General features: G+C 58.3%; 16 protein-coding genes, 1 tRNA gene and 1 pseudogene. 15 read left to right on the forward strand and 3 right to left on the reverse strand.

Features of this window, described 5'->3' with window-relative positions; all coding sequences use genetic code 11:
• Positions 1-67 precede the first annotated feature (67 nt).
• The 7 genes from apaG (at position 68) to LOY43_RS25885 (ending at position 8,151) form a co-directional block, all read left to right on the forward strand.
• Positions 68-448, forward strand: a complete 381-nt coding sequence (gene apaG / locus LOY43_RS25855) for a Co2+/Mg2+ efflux protein ApaG (protein WP_134178005.1) — start codon at positions 68-70, stop codon at positions 446-448.
• The gene (locus tag LOY43_RS25860) at positions 448-1,329 is read left to right on the forward strand and encodes a symmetrical bis(5'-nucleosyl)-tetraphosphatase (protein WP_134178006.1); all 882 of its coding nucleotides are present in this window, start codon (positions 448-450) and stop codon (positions 1,327-1,329) included. The genes apaG and LOY43_RS25860 overlap by 1 nt, the downstream gene beginning before the upstream one ends.
• A 33-nt stretch (positions 1,330-1,362) precedes the next feature.
• Positions 1,363-1,692: a thiosulfate sulfurtransferase GlpE gene (gene glpE / locus LOY43_RS25865; RefSeq protein ID WP_016983139.1), complete on the forward strand. Its 330-nt coding sequence runs from the start codon at positions 1,363-1,365 to the stop codon at positions 1,690-1,692.
• A gap of 297 nt (positions 1,693-1,989) precedes the next feature.
• The gene (locus LOY43_RS25870) at positions 1,990-3,912 is read left to right on the forward strand and encodes a PrkA family serine protein kinase (RefSeq protein ID WP_007910115.1); all 1,923 of its coding nucleotides are present in this window, start codon (positions 1,990-1,992) and stop codon (positions 3,910-3,912) included.
• 121 nt (positions 3,913-4,033) lie between these two features.
• Positions 4,034-5,305 carry a YeaH/YhbH family protein gene (locus tag LOY43_RS25875; RefSeq protein WP_007910114.1) on the forward strand — a complete coding sequence of 424 codons (1,272 nt, stop codon included), beginning with the start codon at positions 4,034-4,036 and terminating at the stop codon, positions 5,303-5,305.
• Positions 5,302-6,864, forward strand: a complete 1,563-nt coding sequence (locus LOY43_RS25880) for a SpoVR family protein (protein WP_258708900.1) — start codon at positions 5,302-5,304, stop codon at positions 6,862-6,864. The genes LOY43_RS25875 and LOY43_RS25880 overlap by 4 nt, the downstream gene beginning before the upstream one ends.
• A 63-nt stretch (positions 6,865-6,927) precedes the next feature.
• A complete protein-coding gene (locus LOY43_RS25885; protein WP_095126220.1) occupies positions 6,928-8,151 on the forward strand; it encodes a multifunctional CCA addition/repair protein in 1,224 nt (407 codons plus the stop codon).
• Between the two features lie 91 nt (positions 8,152-8,242).
• Here the strand turns inward: LOY43_RS25885 and folK are convergent, their stop codons facing one another.
• A complete protein-coding gene (folK, locus tag LOY43_RS25890; protein ID WP_095050309.1) occupies positions 8,243-8,758 on the reverse strand; it encodes a 2-amino-4-hydroxy-6-hydroxymethyldihydropteridine diphosphokinase in 516 nt (171 codons plus the stop codon).
• Positions 8,749-9,105 carry a dihydroneopterin aldolase gene (gene folB, locus LOY43_RS25895; protein WP_064390789.1) on the reverse strand — a complete coding sequence of 119 codons (357 nt, stop codon included), beginning with the start codon at positions 9,103-9,105 and terminating at the stop codon, positions 8,749-8,751. The genes folK and folB overlap by 10 nt, the downstream gene beginning before the upstream one ends.
• 74 nt (positions 9,106-9,179) lie before the next feature.
• On the opposite strand from folB, the gene plsY reads away from it, so the two are divergent.
• The gene (plsY, locus tag LOY43_RS25900) at positions 9,180-9,749 is read left to right on the forward strand and encodes a glycerol-3-phosphate 1-O-acyltransferase PlsY (protein WP_095050308.1); all 570 of its coding nucleotides are present in this window, start codon (positions 9,180-9,182) and stop codon (positions 9,747-9,749) included.
• A gap of 23 nt (positions 9,750-9,772) precedes the next feature.
• On the opposite strand, the gene tsaD is transcribed toward plsY, so the two are convergent.
• Positions 9,773-10,798 carry a tRNA (adenosine(37)-N6)-threonylcarbamoyltransferase complex transferase subunit TsaD gene (tsaD, locus tag LOY43_RS25905; RefSeq protein WP_093441977.1) on the reverse strand — a complete coding sequence of 342 codons (1,026 nt, stop codon included), beginning with the start codon at positions 10,796-10,798 and terminating at the stop codon, positions 9,773-9,775.
• A gap of 199 nt (positions 10,799-10,997) precedes the next feature.
• On the opposite strand from tsaD, the gene rpsU reads away from it, so the two are divergent.
• The 7 genes and pseudogenes from rpsU (at position 10,998) to LOY43_RS25940 (ending at position 20,552) form a co-directional block, all read left to right on the forward strand.
• Positions 10,998-11,213 carry a 30S ribosomal protein S21 gene (rpsU, locus tag LOY43_RS25910; RefSeq protein WP_002551877.1) on the forward strand — a complete coding sequence of 72 codons (216 nt, stop codon included), beginning with the start codon at positions 10,998-11,000 and terminating at the stop codon, positions 11,211-11,213.
• Between the two features lie 486 nt (positions 11,214-11,699).
• Positions 11,700-13,664: a DNA primase gene (gene dnaG / locus LOY43_RS25915; RefSeq protein ID WP_258708901.1), complete on the forward strand. Its 1,965-nt coding sequence runs from the start codon at positions 11,700-11,702 to the stop codon at positions 13,662-13,664.
• Between the two features lie 67 nt (positions 13,665-13,731).
• Positions 13,732-15,576: an RNA polymerase sigma factor RpoD gene (gene rpoD, locus LOY43_RS25920; protein ID WP_093441990.1), complete on the forward strand. Its 1,845-nt coding sequence runs from the start codon at positions 13,732-13,734 to the stop codon at positions 15,574-15,576.
• Between the two features lie 126 nt (positions 15,577-15,702).
• Entirely contained in the window at positions 15,703-19,449 is a 3,747-nt protein-coding gene (locus tag LOY43_RS25925) for a bifunctional diguanylate cyclase/phosphodiesterase (protein ID WP_258708902.1), read from the forward strand.
• 15 nt (positions 19,450-19,464) lie between these two features.
• Positions 19,465-19,541, forward strand: a tRNA-Ile gene (locus LOY43_RS25930).
• A gap of 280 nt (positions 19,542-19,821) precedes the next feature.
• Positions 19,822-20,335: pseudogene (locus tag LOY43_RS25935) on the forward strand (PAAR domain-containing protein).
• A complete protein-coding gene (locus tag LOY43_RS25940) occupies positions 20,328-20,552 on the forward strand; it encodes a hypothetical protein (protein WP_258708903.1) in 225 nt (74 codons plus the stop codon). The pseudogene LOY43_RS25935 and the gene LOY43_RS25940 overlap by 8 nt, the downstream one beginning before the upstream one ends.
• Positions 20,553-20,562 lie beyond the last annotated feature (10 nt).

The raw sequence follows: 20,562 nt of genomic DNA on the forward strand, positions 1-20,562 counted from the left end.
CGATACTTGCCTAGACTGAATCCCCATCAGCTACGCCCCGCGTTCCGCTTCGTTTAAGGCCTCTTGCATGTCCGATTCCCGTTACCAGGTCGATGTCAGCGTCGTTACCCGCTATCTGGCAGACCAATCGCAACCCGAGCACGACCGCTTCGCCTTCGCCTACACCATTACCGTTCAGAACAATGGCGAGCAGCCCGCACGCCTGATGTCGCGACACTGGGTGATCACCGATGGCGACGGCCATGTAGAGGAGGTGCGCGGTGCAGGCGTGGTCGGTCAGCAACCGCTGATCGATGCCGGCCAGAGCCACACCTACAGCAGCGGCACAGTGATGACCACCAAGGTCGGCACCATGCAGGGCACCTACGAAATGGTCGCCGACGATGGCAAACATTTCGACGCCATCATCAAGCCGTTCCGCCTCGCCGTTCCCGGATCTTTGCACTGATGGCGACGTATGCCGTCGGCGACCTGCAGGGCTGCCTTGAACCGCTGAAATGCCTGCTCAAGCAAGTGGCGTTCGACCCAAAGCTTGATCGACTGTGGCTGGTCGGTGACCTGGTCAACCGTGGCCCGCAATCACTGGAAACCCTGCGTTTTCTGTATGGCATGCGTGAATCGCTGATTTGCGTGCTCGGTAACCACGACCTACATCTGCTGGCAGCGGCTAGAAATATCGAGCGCTTGAAGAAGTCCGACACTTTGCGCGAGATTCTCGATGCTCCGGACAGCGCCGAGCTGCTGGAATGGGTACGCCAGCAAAAGCTGATGCACTACGACGAGACGCGTGATGTCGCCATGGTTCACGCCGGCATTCCACCGCAATGGTCGCTGCGTCGCGCGCTGAAATGCGCCGACGAAGTCGAAACCGCCTTGCGTGACGACAACCTGTTCCCCGCTTACCTCGACGGCATGTACGGCAACGATCCGGCGAAATGGGACAACGACCTGAAAGGCGTCACTCGCCTGCGCGTCATCACCAACTACTTCACGCGCATGCGCTTCTGCACCGCCGAAGGCAAACTCGACCTCAAGAGCAAGGAAGGTCTGGACACCGCCCCGCCCGGCTACAAACCGTGGTTCCAGCACAAGGATCGCAAGACCAAAGGCTTGCGGATCATCTTCGGCCACTGGGCGGCACTCGAGGGCAATATCCATGAGCCAGGCATCTCGGCACTGGACACTGGTTGTGTCTGGGGCGGCAGCCTGACCCTGATGAATGTCGACAGCGGCGAACGGCTGTCATGCAAATGCGATGAACACGGCGGCCTCGCCCCGACCGTCGCACCACTTATCCCCCAAACTTCGCCAGTCAGCGCACCGCGTTAGACTGCGCTTTCAGCCGAGCAACAGGAACCCGCCATGAGCGAATTCAAACGAATCCCCCCGGAACAGGCCCAGGCCCTGCGTGAACAAGGCGCCGTTGTCGTCGACGTGCGCGACCCGGCGACTTTCGCCGCCCTGCATATCAGCGGCTCGAAGCATCTGGACAATCATTCCCTGCACGCTTTCATTCAAGGCGCTGACCTTGATGCGCCGACCGTGGTCGTCTGCTACCACGGCAATTCCAGCCAGGGTGCCGCGGCGTACCTGATCAGCCAAGGCTTCTCTGACGTCTACAGCATGGACGGCGGCTTCGAGCTGTGGCGTACGACTTATCCTGCGGAAACTGCGCAAGGCACCGCCGAATAATTTTTTTGTCACGCGCAGGCCCCGGCTGCCGTGGGCCTGCGCGGGCAGACGAACGGTCTTGCCACAACTAATTACGTATCTCGCCTTTACCTCCCGAATTCCCAACTATCCTTAAGCCCAGGCCATCCAAATCAGGGGAGAGCCGGTACACCGGCGCACGGGTCATCGGGAGTGACTTTCACGATTGTCGATCGTGAAAGTGTTCTGGGGGGTAAACAAACAGCTGCCAAAACGGTTGTTTGCCAGCATCGACTGAGTGATCCGGCGTCGGCTCCACGTATCGAGCGAGGTGACGTCATGAGTATCTTTAGCCACTTCCAACAACGCTTCGAGTCCACACGCCAGGAAGAACTCTCGCTGCAAGAGTACCTGGAGCTGTGCAAGAAAGACCGTAGCGCCTACGTTTCCGCCGCCGAGCGTCTATTGCTGGCCATCGGCGAACCGGAACTGCTCGACACCTCGACCAACTCGAGGCTGTCACGCATCTTCTCCAACAAGGTGATCCGTCGCTATCCGGCCTTTGAAGACTTCCACGGGATGGAAGAATGCATCGACCAGATCGTCTCGTATTTCCGCCATGCCGCCCAAGGCCTGGAAGAGAAGAAACAAATCCTCTATCTGCTCGGCCCCGTCGGCGGCGGTAAATCGTCCTTGGCCGAGAAGCTGAAACAACTGATTGAAAAAGTGCCCTTCTATGCGATCAAGGGCTCGCCGGTATTCGAATCACCACTGGGTCTGTTCAACGCAACCGAAGATGGCGCGATCCTCGAGGAAGACTTCGGCATTCCACGGCGCTACCTGAATACCATCATGTCGCCATGGGCGACCAAACGCCTGGCCGAATTCGGTGGCGACATCAGTCAGTTCCGCGTGGTCAAGCTGTACCCGTCGATCCTCAACCAGATCGCCGTGGCCAAAACCGAACCGGGTGACGAGAACAACCAGGACATCTCGGCGCTGGTCGGTAAAGTCGACATCCGCAAACTCGAGGAATACCCACAGAACGACGCCGACGCTTACAGCTATTCCGGTGCGCTGTGCCGGGCCAACCAGGGCCTGATGGAATTCGTCGAAATGTTCAAGGCACCGATCAAGGTGCTCCACCCGTTGCTGACCGCGACTCAGGAAGGCAACTACAACAGTACCGAAGGCCTCGGCGCGATTCCGTTCACCGGGATCCTGCTCGCCCACTCCAACGAATCGGAATGGCACACCTTCCGCAACAACAAGAACAACGAAGCGTTCATCGACCGGATCTACATCGTCAAAGTGCCGTATTGCCTGCGCGTCAGCGACGAAGTGAAGATCTACGACAAACTGCTGTTCAACAGCTCCCTGGCCAAAGCGCATTGCGCGCCGGACACCTTGAAGATGCTCGCACAGTTCACTGTGCTGTCGCGCCTCAAGGAGCCGGAAAACTCCAACATCTATTCGAAGATGCGCGTCTACGACGGCGAAAACCTCAAGGACACCGATCCAAAGGCCAAGTCGATCCAGGAATACCGCGACTCGGCAGGCGTCGACGAGGGCATGAACGGGCTGTCGACCCGCTTCGCGTTCAAGATCCTCTCCAAGGTCTTCAACTTCGACCCGCATGAAATCGCCGCCAACCCGGTGCATCTGCTCTATGTGCTGGAACAGCAGATCGAACAGGAGCAATTCCAGGCCGAAACCCGCGAGCGCTACCTGCGCTACCTGAAGGAATACCTAGCGCCGCGTTATATCGAATTCATCGGCAAGGAGATCCAGACCGCGTACCTCGAGTCTTACAGCGAGTACGGCCAGAACATCTTCGACCGCTACGTGCTGTACGCGGACTTCTGGATTCAGGATCAGGAATACCGCGATCCGGAAACCGGCGAGATTCTCAACCGCGTCGCGCTGAACGAAGAACTGGAGAAAATCGAAAAACCGGCCGGCATCAGCAATCCGAAGGATTTCCGCAACGAGATCGTCAACTTCGTACTGCGCGCACGGGCCAACAACAACGGCAAGAACCCGACCTGGCTCAGCTACGAGAAACTGCGGGTGGTCATCGAGAAGAAAATGTTCTCGAACACCGAGGACCTGCTGCCAGTCATCAGCTTCAATGCCAAGGCCAGCAAAGAGGATCAGCAAAAGCACAACGACTTCGTCACTCGAATGGTCGAACGCGGCTACACCGACAAACAGGTACGGCTTCTTTCCGAATGGTACCTACGGGTACGGAAGTCGCAGTGAAGCAGCTGCAAGCTTCTAGCTACGAGCTGCAAGAACAAAGCGCGTAACCCACTGATGCCCGGGAACCTGCTTTTACTTGCAGCTTGAAGCTCACAACTTGAAGCTGCCCGGAGGGCTTCCTATGAGTTATGTGATCGACCGACGTCTCAATGGCAAGAACAAGAGCACGGTAAACCGTCAGCGCTTCCTGCGGCGTTACCGTGACCACATTAAGAAGGCTGTCGAAGAGGCGGTCAGCCGGCGCTCCATTACCGATATGGAGCACGGCGAACAGATCAGTATTCCCGGTCGCGACATCGACGAACCGGTGCTTCACCACGGCCGTGGCGGCAAGCAGACCGTGGTGCATCCTGGCAACAAGGAGTTCACCGCCGGCGAACACATCGCCCGCCCGCCGGGAGGCGGTGGCGGACGCGGCCCGGGCAAGGCCGGCAACTCCGGCGAGGGCATGGACGAATTCGTCTTCCAGATCACTCAGGAAGAATTCCTCGAATTCATGTTCGAAGACCTCGAACTGCCAAACCTGGTCAAACGCAACCTGAGCGGTACCGACACCTTCAAAACCGTGCGGGCCGGGATCAGCAACGAAGGCAACCCGTCGCGGATAAATATCATCCGCACGCTGCGTTCGGCTCATGCTCGGCGCATTGCCTTGTCCGGCAGCAGCAGGGCAAAACTGCGTGAAGTGAAAGAAGAACTTGAACGTCTAAGACGCGAAGAGCCAGATAACTTCGGCGATATTCAGGAGCTCGAGGCAGAAATCGAGAAACTCAGCGCGCGCATCCATCGTGTGCCGTTCCTCGACACCTTCGACTTGAAATACAACTTGCTGATCAAACAGCCCAACCCCAGCTCGAAAGCCGTGATGTTCTGCCTGATGGACGTCTCCGGCTCCATGACCCAGGCGACCAAGGACATCGCCAAACGCTTTTTCATCCTGTTGTACCTGTTCCTGAAACGGAACTACGACAAGATCGACGTCGTGTTCATCCGCCACCACACCAGTGCCCGGGAAGTCGACGAAGAAGAGTTTTTCTATTCACGGGAAACCGGCGGCACCATCGTTTCCAGCGCCCTGAAACTGATGCAGGAGATCATGGCCGAGCGTTACCCGAGCAACGAGTGGAATATCTACGCGGCGCAGGCTTCCGATGGTGATAACTGGAACGACGACTCGCCAATCTGCCGCGACATCCTGATCAACCAGATCATGCCGTTTGTGCAGTACTACACTTATGTGGAGATTACCCCGCGCGAACATCAGGCCTTGTGGTACGAGTACGAACGCATCGCCGAAGCCTTTTCTGACACTTTTGCCCAGCAGCAACTGGTCTCGGCCGGGGATATCTATCCGGTCTTCCGTGAACTCTTCCAGCGCAGGTTAGTGACATGACCGCCAAAGAGCAGAAGCGCCAACCCATTTCCACCGGCTCCGAATGGACGTTCGAGCTGATTCAGACCTATGACCGCGAAATCGCCCGGATCGCGGCCCGCTATGCGCTGGATACCTACCCCAACCAGATTGAAGTGATCACCGCCGAGCAGATGATGGATGCGTATGCCTCGGTGGGCATGCCACTGGGCTACCACCACTGGTCCTACGGCAAACACTTCCTCAGCACGGAAAAGTCGTACAGCCGTGGGCAGATGGGCCTCGCCTACGAAATCGTGATCAACTCTGACCCGTGCATCGCCTATCTGATGGAGGAAAACACCATCTGCATGCAGGCGCTGGTAGTGGCCCATGCCTGTTACGGGCATAACAGTTTCTTCAAGGGCAATTACCTGTTCCGCACCTGGACCGACGCCAGCTCGATCATCGATTACCTGGTGTTTGCCAAGCAGTACATCATGCAGTGCGAGGAGCGTCACGGCATCGATGCAGTAGAAGACTTGCTCGACTCCTGCCATGCGTTGATGAACTACGGCGTCGACCGCTACAAACGTCCTTATCCGATTTCCGCCGAAGAAGAACGGCGTCGGCAGAAGGATCGTGAAGAGCACCTGCAGAAGCAGATCAACGATCTGTGGCGCACCATTCCCAAAGGCGCGGATAAATACAGCGACAAGGATAACGCCCGCTTCCCCGCCGAGCCGCAGGAAAACATCCTGTACTTCATCGAAAAACACGCGCCGTTACTGGAACCGTGGCAGCGCGAGATCGTGCGGATCGTGCGCAAGATCGCCCAGTACTTCTACCCGCAACGCCAGACCCAAGTGATGAACGAAGGCTGGGCAACGTTCTGGCACTACACGCTGATGAACGACTTGTACGACGAAGGGCTGGTCACCGACGGCTTCATGATGGAGTTCCTCACCTCGCACACTAGTGTGGTATTCCAGCCAGGTTTCGATAGCCCTTACTACAACGGCATCAACCCCTACGCGCTGGGTTTCGCCATGTATCGCGACATCCGGCGCATGTGTGAAGAACCTACCGAAGAGGATCGTCACTGGTTCCCGGAAATTGCCGGGAGCGACTGGCTGTCGACCATCAAATTCGCCATGAGTAGCTTCAAGGATGAAAGTTTCATCCTGCAGTATCTGTCGCCAAAGGTGATCCGTGACCTGAAACTGTTCAGCATCATGGATGACGATCAGAAGGACGACTTGTTGGTGCCTGCGATTCATGACGAACCCGGCTACCGGATCATCCGCGAAACCCTGGCCGCGCAATACAACCTCGGCAATCGTGAACCGAACGTGCAGATCTACAGCATCGATCGGCGTGGCGACCGCTCACTGACCTTGCGTCACCAACAGCACGATCGCAAACCGCTGGGAGACTCCACTGACGAAGTGCTTAAACATCTGCATCGCCTGTGGGGCTTCGATATCCATCTGGAAACCCTGCAAGGCGACCAGATCATGAAAACCCACCACGTTCCCCCCCGCAGTGAACACAGCGAAGGGGATTACGGTCGACTTGACCTTGCCGTCATTCATCTTTGATCCGGTTCCGGCCTCCGAAAGTCTGACGCAAGGGTTATTCTGTCGGGCTAACGGAGGTTTTTTATGCAGATTTTCAAGGTTGGCGGTGCCGTACGTGATCGCTTGCTGGGCAAACCAGTCACTGACATCGATTGGGTCGTAGTCGGTGCCACCACGGAAGAAATGCTCGCCCAGGGTTATCGCCCGGTCGGCGCGGATTTCCCGGTGTTTCTTCATCCCAAAAGCGGCGAGGAGTACGCCCTCGCTCGCACCGAACGCAAGAGCGGGCGCGGTTATGGCGGTTTCACTTTTCACGCCAGCCCCGAAGTGACGCTTGAAGAAGACCTGATTCGTCGCGACCTGACCATCAACGCCATGGCCGAGGACAATGAGCACAATCTGACCGATCCCTACCATGGCCAGCGCGATCTGGAAGCCCGGATTCTGCGCCACGTTTCTCCGGCGTTCGCCGAAGATCCCCTCCGTGTATTGCGGGTTGCCCGTTTCGCAGCGCGCTATGCCGGGCTGGGTTTTACCGTCGCACCGGAGACGCTGGAATTGATGCATGAGCTCAGCGAGTCCGGTGAGCTGGAGGCGTTGACCGCCGAACGTAGCTGGAAAGAAATCTCCCGGGCACTGATGGAAGATCAGCCGCAAGTGTTCATTCAGGTGCTTCGCGACTGCGGCGCGCTGAAAGTACTGATGCCGGAAGTCGACGCGCTTTTCGGTGTGCCACAACCTGAAGCGCATCACCCGGAAATCGATACCGGCCTGCACACCCTTAGCGTCCTGGAGCAATCGGCGCGGCACAAACAACCGCTGACGGTTCGCTGGGCTTGCCTGCTGCACGATCTCGGCAAAGGTCTGACCCCGGAAGAAGAGTGGCCGCGACACATCGCCCATGAGCACACGGGGTTGAAGCTGATCAAAGCGGTCAACGAACGCTTTAAGGCACCAAAGGATTGTCAGGAGTTGGCCTTGTTGGTCGGCAAGTACCACACCCACAGCCACCGGGCGCTGGAGTTGAAGGCCTCGACGCTGCTTGACCTGCTGCAGAGTTTTGACGTGTATCGCCGACCGCAGCGGTTTGAAGAGTTTATCGCCGCATGCGAAATGGACGCCCGAGGCCGTAAAGGGCTGGAGCAGAGAAGTTATCCACAGGCGGATTATTTGCGCGGTGCGGCGAAGGCTGCGCGAGAGGTTGCGGTGCAGCCGTTGCTGGAGAAGGGATTCAAAGGGCCGGAGCTTGGCGAAGCGCTAAAGCGTGAACGGCTCAAGGCGTTGAAGGCTTACAAAGAGAACGCCTGAAGCAAGATCAGAAGATCGCAGCCTGCGGCAGCTCCCACACGGGAATATGCGTTTCTCTGCAGGACCTGCCGCAGGCTGCGATCTTTTGCTTTTAAAGATTCGGCGGGGTTAACTGCTCACCCCGCCATTCGAACGGCACTGGCGCCAGCACCTGATCAATCTGCGCTTCAGCCCACAAAGTCGCGAAGCTCTTTCCCACCCCCGGATGCACGCGATCCGGCGCAATCAGCGACAGCGGCCACAGCACAAAAGCATTTTTCAGAATCTCCGCGCGCGGCAGAACCAGTCCGTCGAAATTCCCCGCCAGATCACCATACAACAGCACGTCGATATCCAGCGGCAAGCCCTTGCGATCCGGCGCGTAACGTCCGTTATCCGCCTCAATGAATTTCAAGCGTCGGTCCAGCTCCATCAACGGCAGATCGGTATACGCCGACACCACGAAGTTGAAGAACGGCCCGCTTTTGATCCCCACCGGTTGGCTCTCGAACACCGCCGAACAGCGGATATCCACCAGAAACGTCGCCAACGCTTCAAGCCCTGCGCGCAAATGGGTTTCGCGCTCGATATTGCTACCGAGCCCGAGGTAGACCTGAGTCAGCGACATCCGCGCTCGATCTCCACACCCACGCCGCCCTTGGCAGCCGGAACGGCGCCGGGCTTGGTCAGCTTCAGGCGTACCCAAGTGATCTTGAATTCGCTCATCAGCACTTCAACCAGACGTTCGGCAAAGGTCTCGACCAGTTGAAACTGCGCTTGCTCGGCAAACGCCTGAATTCGCGTGGACACGCTGGCGTAGTCGAGCGCCAGGGTCAGGTCATCACCGGCCGCGGCCGGGCGATTATCCCAGGCGAAGCTCAGATCAAGCCGCAGGCACTGGCGGATGCCGCGCTCCCAGTCGTAGGCACCAATCACGGTGTCGACTTCCAGGCCTTCGATAAACACTCTGTCCAAGCACTTCTCTCCGCTGCACGACAAGGGCGCAATGCGCCGTTAGAATCAGGGCGTCCTCGCCCGGAATAGTTAGCATGTTTTGGTTACTGGCGACTCTCGCCTACCTGCTCGGCTCGCTGTCCTTCGCCATTTTGCTCAGCCGCCTGACCGGAAACCCGGATCCGCGAATGAGTGGCTCGGGTAATGCCGGTGCCACCAACATGCTGCGCCTGGCCGGTCGCAAACTGGCGATCCTGACCTTGCTGGGTGATCTGTGCAAAGGCCTGGTGCCGGTGCTGATCGCTTCGACTGCCGGCCTTTCGCTGCAGGATCAGGCGTGGATCGGCGTGTGCGCCGTGATCGGTCACCTGTTCCCGCTGTATTTCCGCTTCCGTGGTGGCAAAGGTGTTGCCACCGCCGCCGGCATGCTGCTGGGCCTGTATCCGCCCGCCGCGCTGCTGGCCATCTGCGCCTGGCTGCTGACGTTCTACCTGACCCGCACCAGCTCGCTGGCGGCCCTTATCGCTACGCCCCTGACCTTGCCTTTGCTGGCCTGGCAGGAACCGGAAGCGCTGCTGCCGATGAGCGCGCTGACACTGCTGATCGTCTGGCGCCACCGCGGCAATCTACGCGACCTGTTTGCCGGGCGCGAACGGCATTTTTAAATACCGGCCATGAGCGCCACTCATCACAACGCCGACAATTGCTCCATCGGCCAGCGCGCCTGCACGCTGATTGCCAGACTTTCCTGCTGACCGGCCTGCAAACGCTGGCAACCGGCAAACGCGATCATCGCGCCATTGTCGGTACAGAACTCCGGGCGCGCATAAAACACATCGCCCTTCATGTCGCCGAGCATCTTTTCCAGCGAAACACGTAACGCCTTATTGGCGCTGACGCCGCCCGCAATCACCAGACGCTTCATACCGGCCTGCTTCAGGGCACGCTTGCACTTGATGGTCAAAGTCTCCACCACGGCCTGCTGGAACGCCAGCGCGATGTCGCAACGGGCTTGCTCGCTGTCGTCCCCGGCGTTGACGCACTGCTGCCAGGCGTTGAGCGCAGAGGTTTTCAGACCACTGAAGCTGAATTGCAGACCCGGGCGATCACACATCGGACGCGGGAAGGTAAAACGTCCTGCGACGCCCTTCTCGGCCAGTTTGGCGATTTCCGGCCCCCCCGGATAATTGAGACCCATCATCTTCGCGGTTTTGTCGAATGCCTCACCGGCGGCATCATCCAGCGTCTCGCCGAGCAGACTGTATTGGCCGATGCCATCGACCTGAACCAGTTGCGTATGACCGCCGGAGACCAACAAAGCGACGAACGGGAATTCGGGCGGTTTCGGCTCCAGCATCGGCGCCAGCAAGTGGCCTTCCATGTGGTGCACGCCGAGCGCAGGAATGCCCCAGGCAAACGCCAGCGCCTGAGCGCAGGAAGCGCCGACCAGCAACGCGCCAACCAGGCCAGGACCCGCGGTGTAGGCGATCGCGTCGATCTCGGTCGGCACGCAGTCGGCTTCTGCCAACACCTGACGAATCAAGGGCAGCATGCGCTTGACGTGGTCACGCGAGGCCAGCTCCGGTACCACACCGCCATAAGCGCGGTGCAGGTCGATCTGGCTGAACAGTGCGTCGGCCAGCAGGCCGCGTTCGCTGTCATATAATGCGACACCGGTTTCGTCGCAGGAGGTTTCTAATCCCAGTACTAGCATGGGTTTGCGCCTTGTTTAGGCTGAATTCGAAGGCGCGCATAATAGTCGCCGCGTGATGCCCCGACCAGCGGTTTTCGATCAGAGGCTTTGCATTCCGAGCGATGAGGGGTTAACATCCGCAACCCTTAAAAACCGACGTCTTCAAGTGCTCTTTTGCCGCGAGGATGTTGACCCCGGTAATGAATGAAGGTAGCTCTGGATGCCAGCCGTCAAAGTTAAAGAGAACGAACCCTTCGACGTAGCTCTGCGTCGTTTCAAGCGCTCCTGCGAAAAAGCCGGTGTACTGGCTGAAGTTCGTAGCCGCGAATTTTACGAGAAGCCAACTTCTGAGCGTAAGCGCAAAGCAGCAGCCGCTGTTAAGCGTCACGCCAAGAAAGTTCAGCGCGAACAGCGCCGCGCCGTTCGTCTGTACTAATACACAGACGTTCGTTGCAAGCTTCTTTGCCTAAGCCCGGCTCTCAGCCGGGCTAATGGCATTTGCGTAAAACGCTTGATGCTTCAACGTCGAAGCCGCACACGCGACCAAGACGAATCTGCTTCACACGTCAGACCTGGCTCTTTTGCCAGCGGTGCACGTCTTTTCTGACGAGCCTTTCAAGGCTACTGACGAGCACACCCACTGATTCCTCTTACGACGATCAGCCCAAGGCACCTGCATGCGTGCCCGCTTTATTGAGCTATCCGAGGCCCCTAACCGGCCGTCAGCGGATTCAGCGCAACACTTTCAAATAGTCGAAGGCTGATGAGTACTAACGTCAGTGGATTTTCGGCAGATACACTTCCCGACAGCGATTACGCAGACGACACCGGTCGAGCCGCATATTTTGCGCGCTTCAAACAATGACCCGCGTTCGGCAGCCTTTCGCATCGGACTTATTACAGCGCAGACGACGAGTACGCCATGGCCGGGCTGATTCCCCAGAGCTTCATTGACGACCTGCTGAACCGCACCGACATCGTCGACGTGGTCAGTTCGCGCGTGCAATTGAAGAAGGCCGGCAAGAACTACACCGCCTGTTGCCCGTTTCACAAAGAGAAAACCCCGTCTTTCAGCGTCAGCCCCGACAAGCAGTTCTATTACTGTTTCGGCTGCGGCGCCGGCGGCAATGCCCTCGGCTTTCTCATGGATCACGACAACCTGGATTTCCCCCAGGCTGTCGAAGATCTGGCCAAAGCCGCCGGTATGGAAATCCCCCGCGAAGAAAGCGGCCGCGAGCGCAAGCCACGGCAGCCGACCGATTCGCCGCTGTATCCGCTGCTCACCGCCGCCGCCGACTTTTACCGGCAGGCGCTCAAGAGCCATCCAGCACGCAAAGCTGCGGTGGATTACCTAAAAGGACGCGGCCTGACTGGCGAGATCGCCCGGGATTTCGGCCTCGGTTTCGCGCCGCCGGGCTGGGACAATCTGTTCAAGCACTTGAGCAGCGATACATTGCAGCAGAAGGCCATGATCGACGCTGGCCTGCTGATCGAGAACGCCGAAACCGGCAAACGCTATGACCGCTTCCGCGATCGCGTAATGTTCCCGATTCGCGACACCCGCGGGCGGATCATCGCTTTCGGTGGCCGCGTACTCGGCGACGACAAGCCGAAATACCTGAACTCACCGGAAACCCCGGTATTCCATAAAGGCCAGGAACTCTACGGCCTCTATGAAGCACGCAAGAACAACCGCAACCTCGACGAAATCATCGTCGTCGAAGGCTACATGGACGTCATCGCCCTCGCACAGCAGGGGCTGAAGAATGCCGTCGCGACGCTGGGCACCGCGACCAGCGAAGAACATTTGAAGCGCCTGTTCCGCGTCGTACCGAACGTGTTGTTCTGTTTCGACGGTGACCAGGCCGGCCGTAACGCCGCCTGGCGCGCGCTCGAAGCTACGCTTTCAAGCCTGCAAGACGGCCGCCGGGCGCGCTTTTTGTTTCTGCCCGAAGGCGAAGACCCCGATACCTTGGTGCGCGCCGAAGGCACTGACGCCTTCAAGGCCCGGATCAATCAGCATGCTCAGCCACTGGCGGATTATTTCTTCCAGCAATTGACCGAAGAAGTCGATCCGCGCTCGCTCGAAGGCAAGGCCCACATGGCCACCCTCGCCGCACCACTGATCGACAAAGTGCCGGGCGCCAACCTGCGTATTCTGATGCGTCAGCGCCTGACCGAAATCACCGGCCTGAGCAGCGAAACCGTCAGTCAGCTGGCACAAAGCGCACCGCAGGAAGCGCCTCCTGCCTACGATCCGGGCATCGATTACGACGCAATGCCTGACTACAGCGACTACCATCAGCCGCAGGCACAGGACATGTATGTGCCGCAGCAGGAGTGGACGCCCAAGAAGCCCGGTGCTGGTGGCAAGAAGTGGGACAAAAAGCCCTGGGACAAGAACGGCAAACGTGGCGGTGATCGCGATCAGCAGCGCCCGCGCACACCGATTGGCGTCGAGTCGCCAACCCTGACCGCCCTGCGCACACTGCTTCATCACCCGCAATTGGCCAAGCGCGTCGAAGATGCCGGGCACATTGCGGACGAGAATCAGACCAACGCCCAGTTACTTGTGGCCCTGCTCGAAGCTGTACAGAAGAATCCCAAGCTAAACTCATTTCAGTTGATCGCGCGATGGCACGGCACTGAACAGGGACGCTTGCTCAAGGCTTTGGCAGAAAAGGAGTGGCTGATTGACGGCGATAACCTTGAACAACAGTTTTTCGACACCATTACTAGCTTGTCAGCCCGCCAACGCGAGCGAAATCTGGAACAGTTGCTCAGGAAAGCGCGTCAAAGCGAACTGAGCGTTGAAGAGAAAAACCAACTGCGCGACCTACTAAGTCGCAATGTTTCCGCATCAAACCCGACCTCAACTGGCGCGTGAGGTCATAGCTCAGGTATAATCCTCGGCTTGTTTTTTGCCCGCCAAGACCTTCAGTGGATAGGGTGTTATGTCCGGAAAAGCGCAACAGCAGTCTCGTATTATTGAGTTGATCAAACTGGGTCGTGAGCAGAAGTATCTGACTTACGCCGAGGTCAACGACCACCTGCCCGAGGATATTTCAGATCCTGAGCAGGTGGAAGACATCATCCGCATGATTAACGACATGGGGATCCCCGTACACGAGAGTGCTCCGGATGCGGACGCCCTTATGTTGGCCGACGCCGATACCGACGAGGCCGCTGCGGAAGAAGCAGCCGCCGCGTTGGCAGCGGTGGAGACCGATATCGGTCGCACCACTGACCCTGTGCGCATGTATATGCGTGAAATGGGTACGGTCGAGCTTCTGACTCGTGAAGGCGAAATCGAAATCGCCAAGCGTATCGAAGAGGGCATCCGTGAAGTGATGAGCGCAATCGCGCACTTCCCTGGCACGGTTGACCACATTCTCTCCGAGTACACCCGCGTCACCACCGAAGGTGGTCGCCTGTCCGACGTTCTGAGCGGTTATATCGACCCGGACGACGGCATTGCGCCGCCTGCCGAAGTGCCGCCGCCTGTCGAAGCTAAAGTGGCGAAAGCCGACGACGACACCGACGACGATGAAGCCGAATCTTCCGATGACGAAGAAGAAGCCGAAAGCGGTCCGGATCCGGTCATCGCTGCCCAGCGTTTCGGCGCCGTGGCTGACCAGATGGAAATCACCCGCAAGGCCCTGAAAAAGCACGGTCGCAACAACAAGGCAGCGATTGCCGAGTTGCTCGCACTGGCCGAGCTGTTCATGCCGATCAAACTGGTGCCGAAGCAATTCGAAGGCCTGGTCGAGCGTGTCCGCAGTGCCCTGGATCGTCTGCGTCAGCAAGAGCGCGCGATCATGCAACTGTGCGTACGTGATGCACGTATGCCACGCGCCGATTTCCTGCGTCAGTTCCCGAGCAACGAAGTCGACGAAAGCTGGTCCGACGCCCTGGCCAAAGGCAAGAGCAAATACGCCGAAGCCATTGGTCGCGTGCAACCGGACATCATTCGTTGCCAGCAGAAACTGATCGCGCTGGAAACCGAAACCGGTCTGACCATCGCAGAAATCAAGGATATCAACCGTCGCATGTCGATCGGTGAGGCCAAGGCCCGCCGCGCGAAGAAAGAGATGGTTGAAGCCAACCTGCGTCTGGTGATCTCGATCGCCAAGAAGTACACCAACCGTGGCCTGCAATTCCTCGATCTGATCCAGGAAGGCAACATCGGTCTGATGAAAGCGGTAGACAAGTTCGAATACCGTCGTGGTTACAAGTTCTCGACTTATGCCACCTGGTGGATCCGTCAGGCGATCACTCGCTCGATCGCCGACCAGGCCCGCACCATCCGTATTCCGGTGCACATGATCGAGACGATCAACAAGCTCAACCGCATTTCCCGGCAGATGTTGCAGGAAATGGGTCGCGAACCGACCCCGGAAGAGCTGGGCGAACGCATGGAAATGCCTGAGGACAAGATCCGCAAGGTATTGAAGATCGCTAAAGAGCCGATCTCCATGGAAACCCCGATCGGTGATGACGAAGACTCCCATCTGGGTGACTTCATCGAAGACTCGACCATGCAGTCGCCAATCGATGTCGCCACTGTTGAGAGCCTAAAAGAAGCGACTCGCGAAGTGCTGTCCGGCCTCACTGCCCGTGAAGCCAAAGTACTGCGCATGCGTTTCGGTATCGACATGAACACCGACCACACACTCGAAGAAGTGGGCAAACAGTTTGACGTAACGCGTGAGCGGATCCGTCAGATCGAAGCCAAGGCGCTGCGCAAGCTACGCCACCCGACGCGAAGCGAGCATCTGCGCTCCTTCCTCGACGAGTGATACCAGAACCCCCGGCCCAGGCCGGGGGTTTTGTTTATATGGCAGATTAAATCCTTCGCAACGCCCCTCCCCCGCATACCCCGTCTACACTCGAAACAATCATCCCCGAGCCATAACGAGAGCGTTATGCCCAGATTGGCGTCCGTGCTTTTTTTGCTGTCACTGATGATCTGGACCGCAACGGCTGACGCGCTGACTCTGACCGATGAAGAACGTAGCTGGCTGGCGGCTCACCCGGACTTGCGCCTAGGTGTCGATGCGTCGTGGCCGCCCTTTGAGTTTCGCGACGACCAGAGCCGCTATCAGGGCCTGGCTGCCGACTATATCGACGTGATTCGCCAACGCCTGGCAATCAAATTGACGCCCATCGAACCGGTGAGCTGGACGGTGGTGCTCGAACAGGTCAAATCAGGCAAGATCGACCTCCTGCCCGGCATCATGTCCACACCGGAGCGCCAGACTTACCTGTCGTTTACCCGCCCTTATCTCGACTTCCCTATCGTCATCCTCTCGCACATCGGCGGTGCACAACCGCGCAAACTTGACGACCTGTACGGCTTGAAGATCGCCGTGGTGGAAAACTACGCGCCCCACGAACTGCTGCGCACCCACCACCCCGATCTGAATCTGGTGGCCATGCCCAATGTCAGTTCGGCATTACAAGCGTTGGCGACCGACGAAGTGGACGCCGTCGTCGGCGACCTCGCCTCCAGCGTCTGGAGCCTGCGCCAGCTCAAGCTCGACGGTCTGTACGTCAGCGGCGAAACCCCATATCGCTACCAACTGGCAATGGCCGTCCCCCGCGACAACAAGATACTGGTGGGAATTCTCGACAAAGTCCTTGCTGACATGAGCTCTGATGAAATCAGCAGCATTCAGGAGCACTGGGTCGGCAACGTCCTTGATCATCGGACATTCTGGTCGGATCTGCTGATCTACGGTTTACCAGGTCTGTTGCTGTTGGTGACGATTCTCGCCGTGGTGATCCGCATCAACCGCCGCCTGAGTTCGGAAATCGCCCGACGTATCGACCTCGAACAGGAACTGCGCAGCAGCGAATACCACTATCGTGGCCTGGTCGAGAGCCTGTCGGCCATCGCCTGGGAAGCGCGGATGAGTGACTTCACCTACAGCTATGTGTCGCCCCACGCCGAAGACTTGCTTGGCTATCCACAATCGCACTGGCTGATTCCCGGGTTCTGGCACAACATTATTCACCCGGCCGACCTGACCCGTACGCAGAGTTACTGCAAAGAAGCGCTTCGCCAGGGTCGCGATCACATCGTCGATTACCGCGTTATCACCGCTGATGGCCGCTGTTTGTGGGTACGCGACATCGTCAGCCTGATCGAACATGGCCACGAGCCGGTGATGCGCGGTTTGATGATCGACATCAGCGAAATCAAGCGCACTGAAGAAGCGCTGCGGCTTTCGGAACAAAAGTTCGCTTCGGTCTTCCAGCAGTGCCCGGACATTCTAGTGATTGCACGGCTGTCCGATGGCTGCCTGCTGGAGGTCAACGAAGCGTTTGAAGAACAAATCGGCCTGAAAGCCGAAGAAGTGCTGGGGCAAACCGCAACTGACCTGAATATCTGGGGGATACCCGGCGTCGGTCCCGGATTGCTGCAGCGCTTGCAGGCGGGCAGCATTCGCAATCTGGAGATGCCGTTTCGCCGCAACAATGGCCAGTTGTTCACTGGCCTGATTTCCGCCGAGCCGTTCGACCTCGATACCACCCCCGCGCTGGTTGTCGTAGTGCGCGACATCACCCAGCTCAAGGAAACCCAACAGCAACTGCAAACCTCCGAAGAGAAGTTCGCCAAAGCCTTCCACGCCTCGCCGGACGGTTTGTTATTGTCACGCCAGAGCGACGGCCTGCTGCTGGAGGTCAACGAAGGATTCAGCCGTATCACCGGTTTCAATAGCGCCATGTCGGTGGATCGCTCGGCACTGGATCTGGGAATCTGGGTCAACCTCAACGAACGCAAACAGATGCTCGATCTGTTGCATCGCGACGGCTTCGTCCGTGACTTCACCTGCCATATCCGCCGCAGTGACGGGCAGATCCGCCTCTGTGAAGTATCCAGCCGTCCGCTGCCGATTGGCGAAGATGACTGCATGCTGACCATCGCCCGCGACATTACCGAGCGGCATCTGATGCAGGAAAAACTGCAGCAGGCCGCCACCGTGTTCGAAAGTACCGCTGAAGGCGTATTGATCACCGACACCCAACAACACATCAGTGCGGTCAATCGCGCTTTCACCGAAATCACCGGCTACAGCGAAAGCGAAGCGCTCGGGCATACCCCGCGTCTGCTCGCATCCGGTCTGCACGACAGCGCATTCTACGCGGCAATGTGGCACCAGTTGACCGACGAAGGTCACTGGCAAGGCGAGATCTCCAACCGACGCAAGAACGGCGAGCTGTACCCCAGCTGGCTGACCATCAGTGCTGTGCGCAATCGCGACAAGTTCATTACCCACTTTGTCGCGGTGTTTGCCGACATCTCCAGTCTCAAGCATGCGCAAGCCAAACTCGACTATCAGGCGCACCACGACCCGCTCACCGGCCTGCCAAACCGCACGCTGTTCGAAAACCGCTTGCTGATGGCACTGAACAGTCAGCAGGAAAACGGCGGTCAGGGCGCCGTGCTGTTTCTCGATCTCGACCGCTTCAAACACATCAATGACAGCCTCGGCCACCCGGTCGGCGATCTGCTGCTCAAGGGCATCGCCGTGCGCCTGAAGGAGCAATTGCGAGACATCGATACCGTGGCGCGTCTGGGCGGTGACGAATTCATCATTCTGCTACCCGGCCTGCAACAGGCCAGCGACGCCGATAACATCGCCACCAAACTGCTCAACTGCTTCGGTGCGCCATTCCAGGCCGGCGAGCATGAGTTCTTCATCAGCGCCAGCATTGGCACCAGCCTCTACCCACGGGACGGCTGCGATGTCGCCACCTTGGTGAAAAACGCCGACGCGGCGATGTACCGCTCCAAGGCCAAGGGTCGCAACCGCGTCGAGAGCTACACCCGCGACCTCACTGCCCAGGCCAGCGAGCGCATCGCGCTGGAGCATGAACTGCGTCGGGCCATTGAACGTGATGAACTGTTCCTCTACTACCAACCGAAAATCAGCCTCGACGATCATCGCCTGGTCGGTGCCGAGGCGCTGATCCGCTGGCGTCACCCGACCTTCGGCGACGTGCCGCCAGAGCACTTCATTCCGCTGGCCGAAGAGAACGGCATGATCCTGCAGATTGGTGACTGGGTGCTCGAGACGGCGTGCCGTCAAATGTTCGAATGGGGGCAGGTCTACGACAGCCTCGGCCCGCTGTCGGTGAACCTCGCCGGTGCGCAACTGCGTCAGCCAAATCTGCTCGGACGCATCGAACAGCTACTCAACGACAACCGCCTGCAGCCGGATTTACTGCAACTGGAAATTACCGAGAATTTCATCATGAGTCAGGCTGAAGAGGCGTTGGCGGTGTTACACCAACTCAAACACCTCGGCGTTCAATTGGCGATTGATGACTTCGGCACCGGATATTCTTCGCTCAGTTACCTCAAACGGCTGCCGCTGGACATCCTCAAAATCGACCAGTCGTTTGTCCGCGGACTGCCCGACGATCCCCATGATGCGGCCATTGTCCGGGCCATCATTGCGCTGGGCCGGAGCATGCAATTCACGGTTATCGCCGAAGGTGTGGAAACCCAGGCACAACAACAATTTCTCGCCGCCGAAGGCTGTGAACAGATCCAGGGCTACATCGTCAGCCTGCCGTTACCACCAGAAGAGTTCGCCGCGACGTTTCTTCGTGTAACCGTATCGGATTATTCGGATAGCACAGCCGAGAAACCGTCGCTATAATCCGCGACCTACTGAGGGCCTATAGCTCAGTTGGTTAGAGCAGAGGACTCATAATCCTTTGGTCCACGGTTCAAGTCCGTGTGGGCCCACCAAACCTGAAAGCCGCGCAAATGCGCGGCTTTTGCGTATCTGAAGCGAAAAAATGCGGCTCCTCAAAATCGCGGAATAGCTTATTCCGTCCATAATCTGTCCACTCGTGTGCACTGATGCTGCAACAGACACATCACCTTTCGCACTCCCACCGTCAAGGCCTTTAACCAGCGCGGCACCGGCAGTTGCTTCGCGACACTTGGTACTGGCTCACCAGCAGCACCCGGACTTGAGGCCTGCCGAGCGTTGCGCCGCTATCGCCCTTTTGCAAGGATTCGCAAAATGAGTGGTAAACCTGCTGCACGCGTTACAGATCCGACCGCCTGTCCATTGCCCGGACATGCAACCAACCCGATCGTTTCGGGTTCCCCCGATGTAATGTTCGAAGGCCTGCAGGCCGCACGACTGAACGACGCCACCGCTTGCGGAGGCCACATTGCTTCAGGAGTATCCTCCACCGTTTTCATCAACGGCCAACCCGCCGCCATGCTTGGCATGCGTCACCGACCACGGTGCACCGGTCATTCAGGGCGCGAGCACGATCATCATCGGCGACACGCACACTCTCGCGCCCTTCATCCCGATCCCGTCTCTACCCGCGCCATTCTCCGGGCGCTTTCAATTGATCAACCAGGAAACCGGCAAGCCCATGGTTGGCCGCAAGGTCAAGGTCTGGTCCTCCTCCGGCACCAGCTTCTTCGACACCACGGATGCCGAGGGTATGACCCGTTGGGTCAAGGATAAATCGCCGCAAACCCTTCATATCGACCTTGTGCAGGGTGAAAGCAATGACTGAACCGTTCGTATCCCAAGGTGGCATGAAACCAGAGGGTCAGATGAACCCTGTCAGCGTCCTGGAACCCAAACTCGACCCGCAGGACCGGGAAGTACTTTGCTCGGCGATGCGTCACTGCAGCGCTACGCCGAACATCAGCAAGGACGGCAAGAGCCTCAAGTTGCTGCGCGACGAACCGCATCTGGACTCTACAAATTCGCTGGCAGAACGCTTGTAGCGGTCTGCGC

The organism is Pseudomonas sp. B21-041 (assembly GCF_024748675.1).
Taxonomy (GTDB): domain Bacteria; phylum Pseudomonadota; class Gammaproteobacteria; order Pseudomonadales; family Pseudomonadaceae; genus Aquipseudomonas; species Aquipseudomonas neuropathica.

Bases quoted from the DNA above. Each gene is read 5' to 3' on its own strand.
- apaG (WP_134178005.1), top strand. From the start codon at position 68: ATGTCCGATTCCCGTTACCAGGTCGATGTCAGCGTCGTTACCCGCTAT.
- LOY43_RS25860 (WP_134178006.1), top strand. From the start codon at position 448: ATGGCGACGTATGCCGTCGGCGACCTGCAGGGCTGCCTTGAACCGCTG.
- glpE (WP_016983139.1), top strand. From the start codon at position 1,363: ATGAGCGAATTCAAACGAATCCCCCCGGAACAGGCCCAGGCCCTGCGT.
- LOY43_RS25870 (WP_007910115.1), top strand. From the start codon at position 1,990: ATGAGTATCTTTAGCCACTTCCAACAACGCTTCGAGTCCACACGCCAG.
- LOY43_RS25875 (WP_007910114.1), top strand. From the start codon at position 4,034: ATGAGTTATGTGATCGACCGACGTCTCAATGGCAAGAACAAGAGCACG.
- LOY43_RS25880 (WP_258708900.1), top strand. From the start codon at position 5,302: ATGACCGCCAAAGAGCAGAAGCGCCAACCCATTTCCACCGGCTCCGAA.
- LOY43_RS25885 (WP_095126220.1), top strand. From the start codon at position 6,928: ATGCAGATTTTCAAGGTTGGCGGTGCCGTACGTGATCGCTTGCTGGGC.
- folK (WP_095050309.1), bottom strand. From the start codon at position 8,758: ATGTCGCTGACTCAGGTCTACCTCGGGCTCGGTAGCAATATCGAGCGC.
- plsY (WP_095050308.1), top strand. From the start codon at position 9,180: ATGTTTTGGTTACTGGCGACTCTCGCCTACCTGCTCGGCTCGCTGTCC.
- tsaD (WP_093441977.1), bottom strand. From the start codon at position 10,798: ATGCTAGTACTGGGATTAGAAACCTCCTGCGACGAAACCGGTGTCGCA.
- rpsU (WP_002551877.1), top strand. From the start codon at position 10,998: ATGCCAGCCGTCAAAGTTAAAGAGAACGAACCCTTCGACGTAGCTCTG.
- dnaG (WP_258708901.1), top strand. From the start codon at position 11,700: ATGGCCGGGCTGATTCCCCAGAGCTTCATTGACGACCTGCTGAACCGC.
- rpoD (WP_093441990.1), top strand. From the start codon at position 13,732: ATGTCCGGAAAAGCGCAACAGCAGTCTCGTATTATTGAGTTGATCAAA.
- LOY43_RS25925 (WP_258708902.1), top strand. From the start codon at position 15,703: ATGCCCAGATTGGCGTCCGTGCTTTTTTTGCTGTCACTGATGATCTGG.
- LOY43_RS25940 (WP_258708903.1), top strand. From the start codon at position 20,328: ATGACTGAACCGTTCGTATCCCAAGGTGGCATGAAACCAGAGGGTCAG.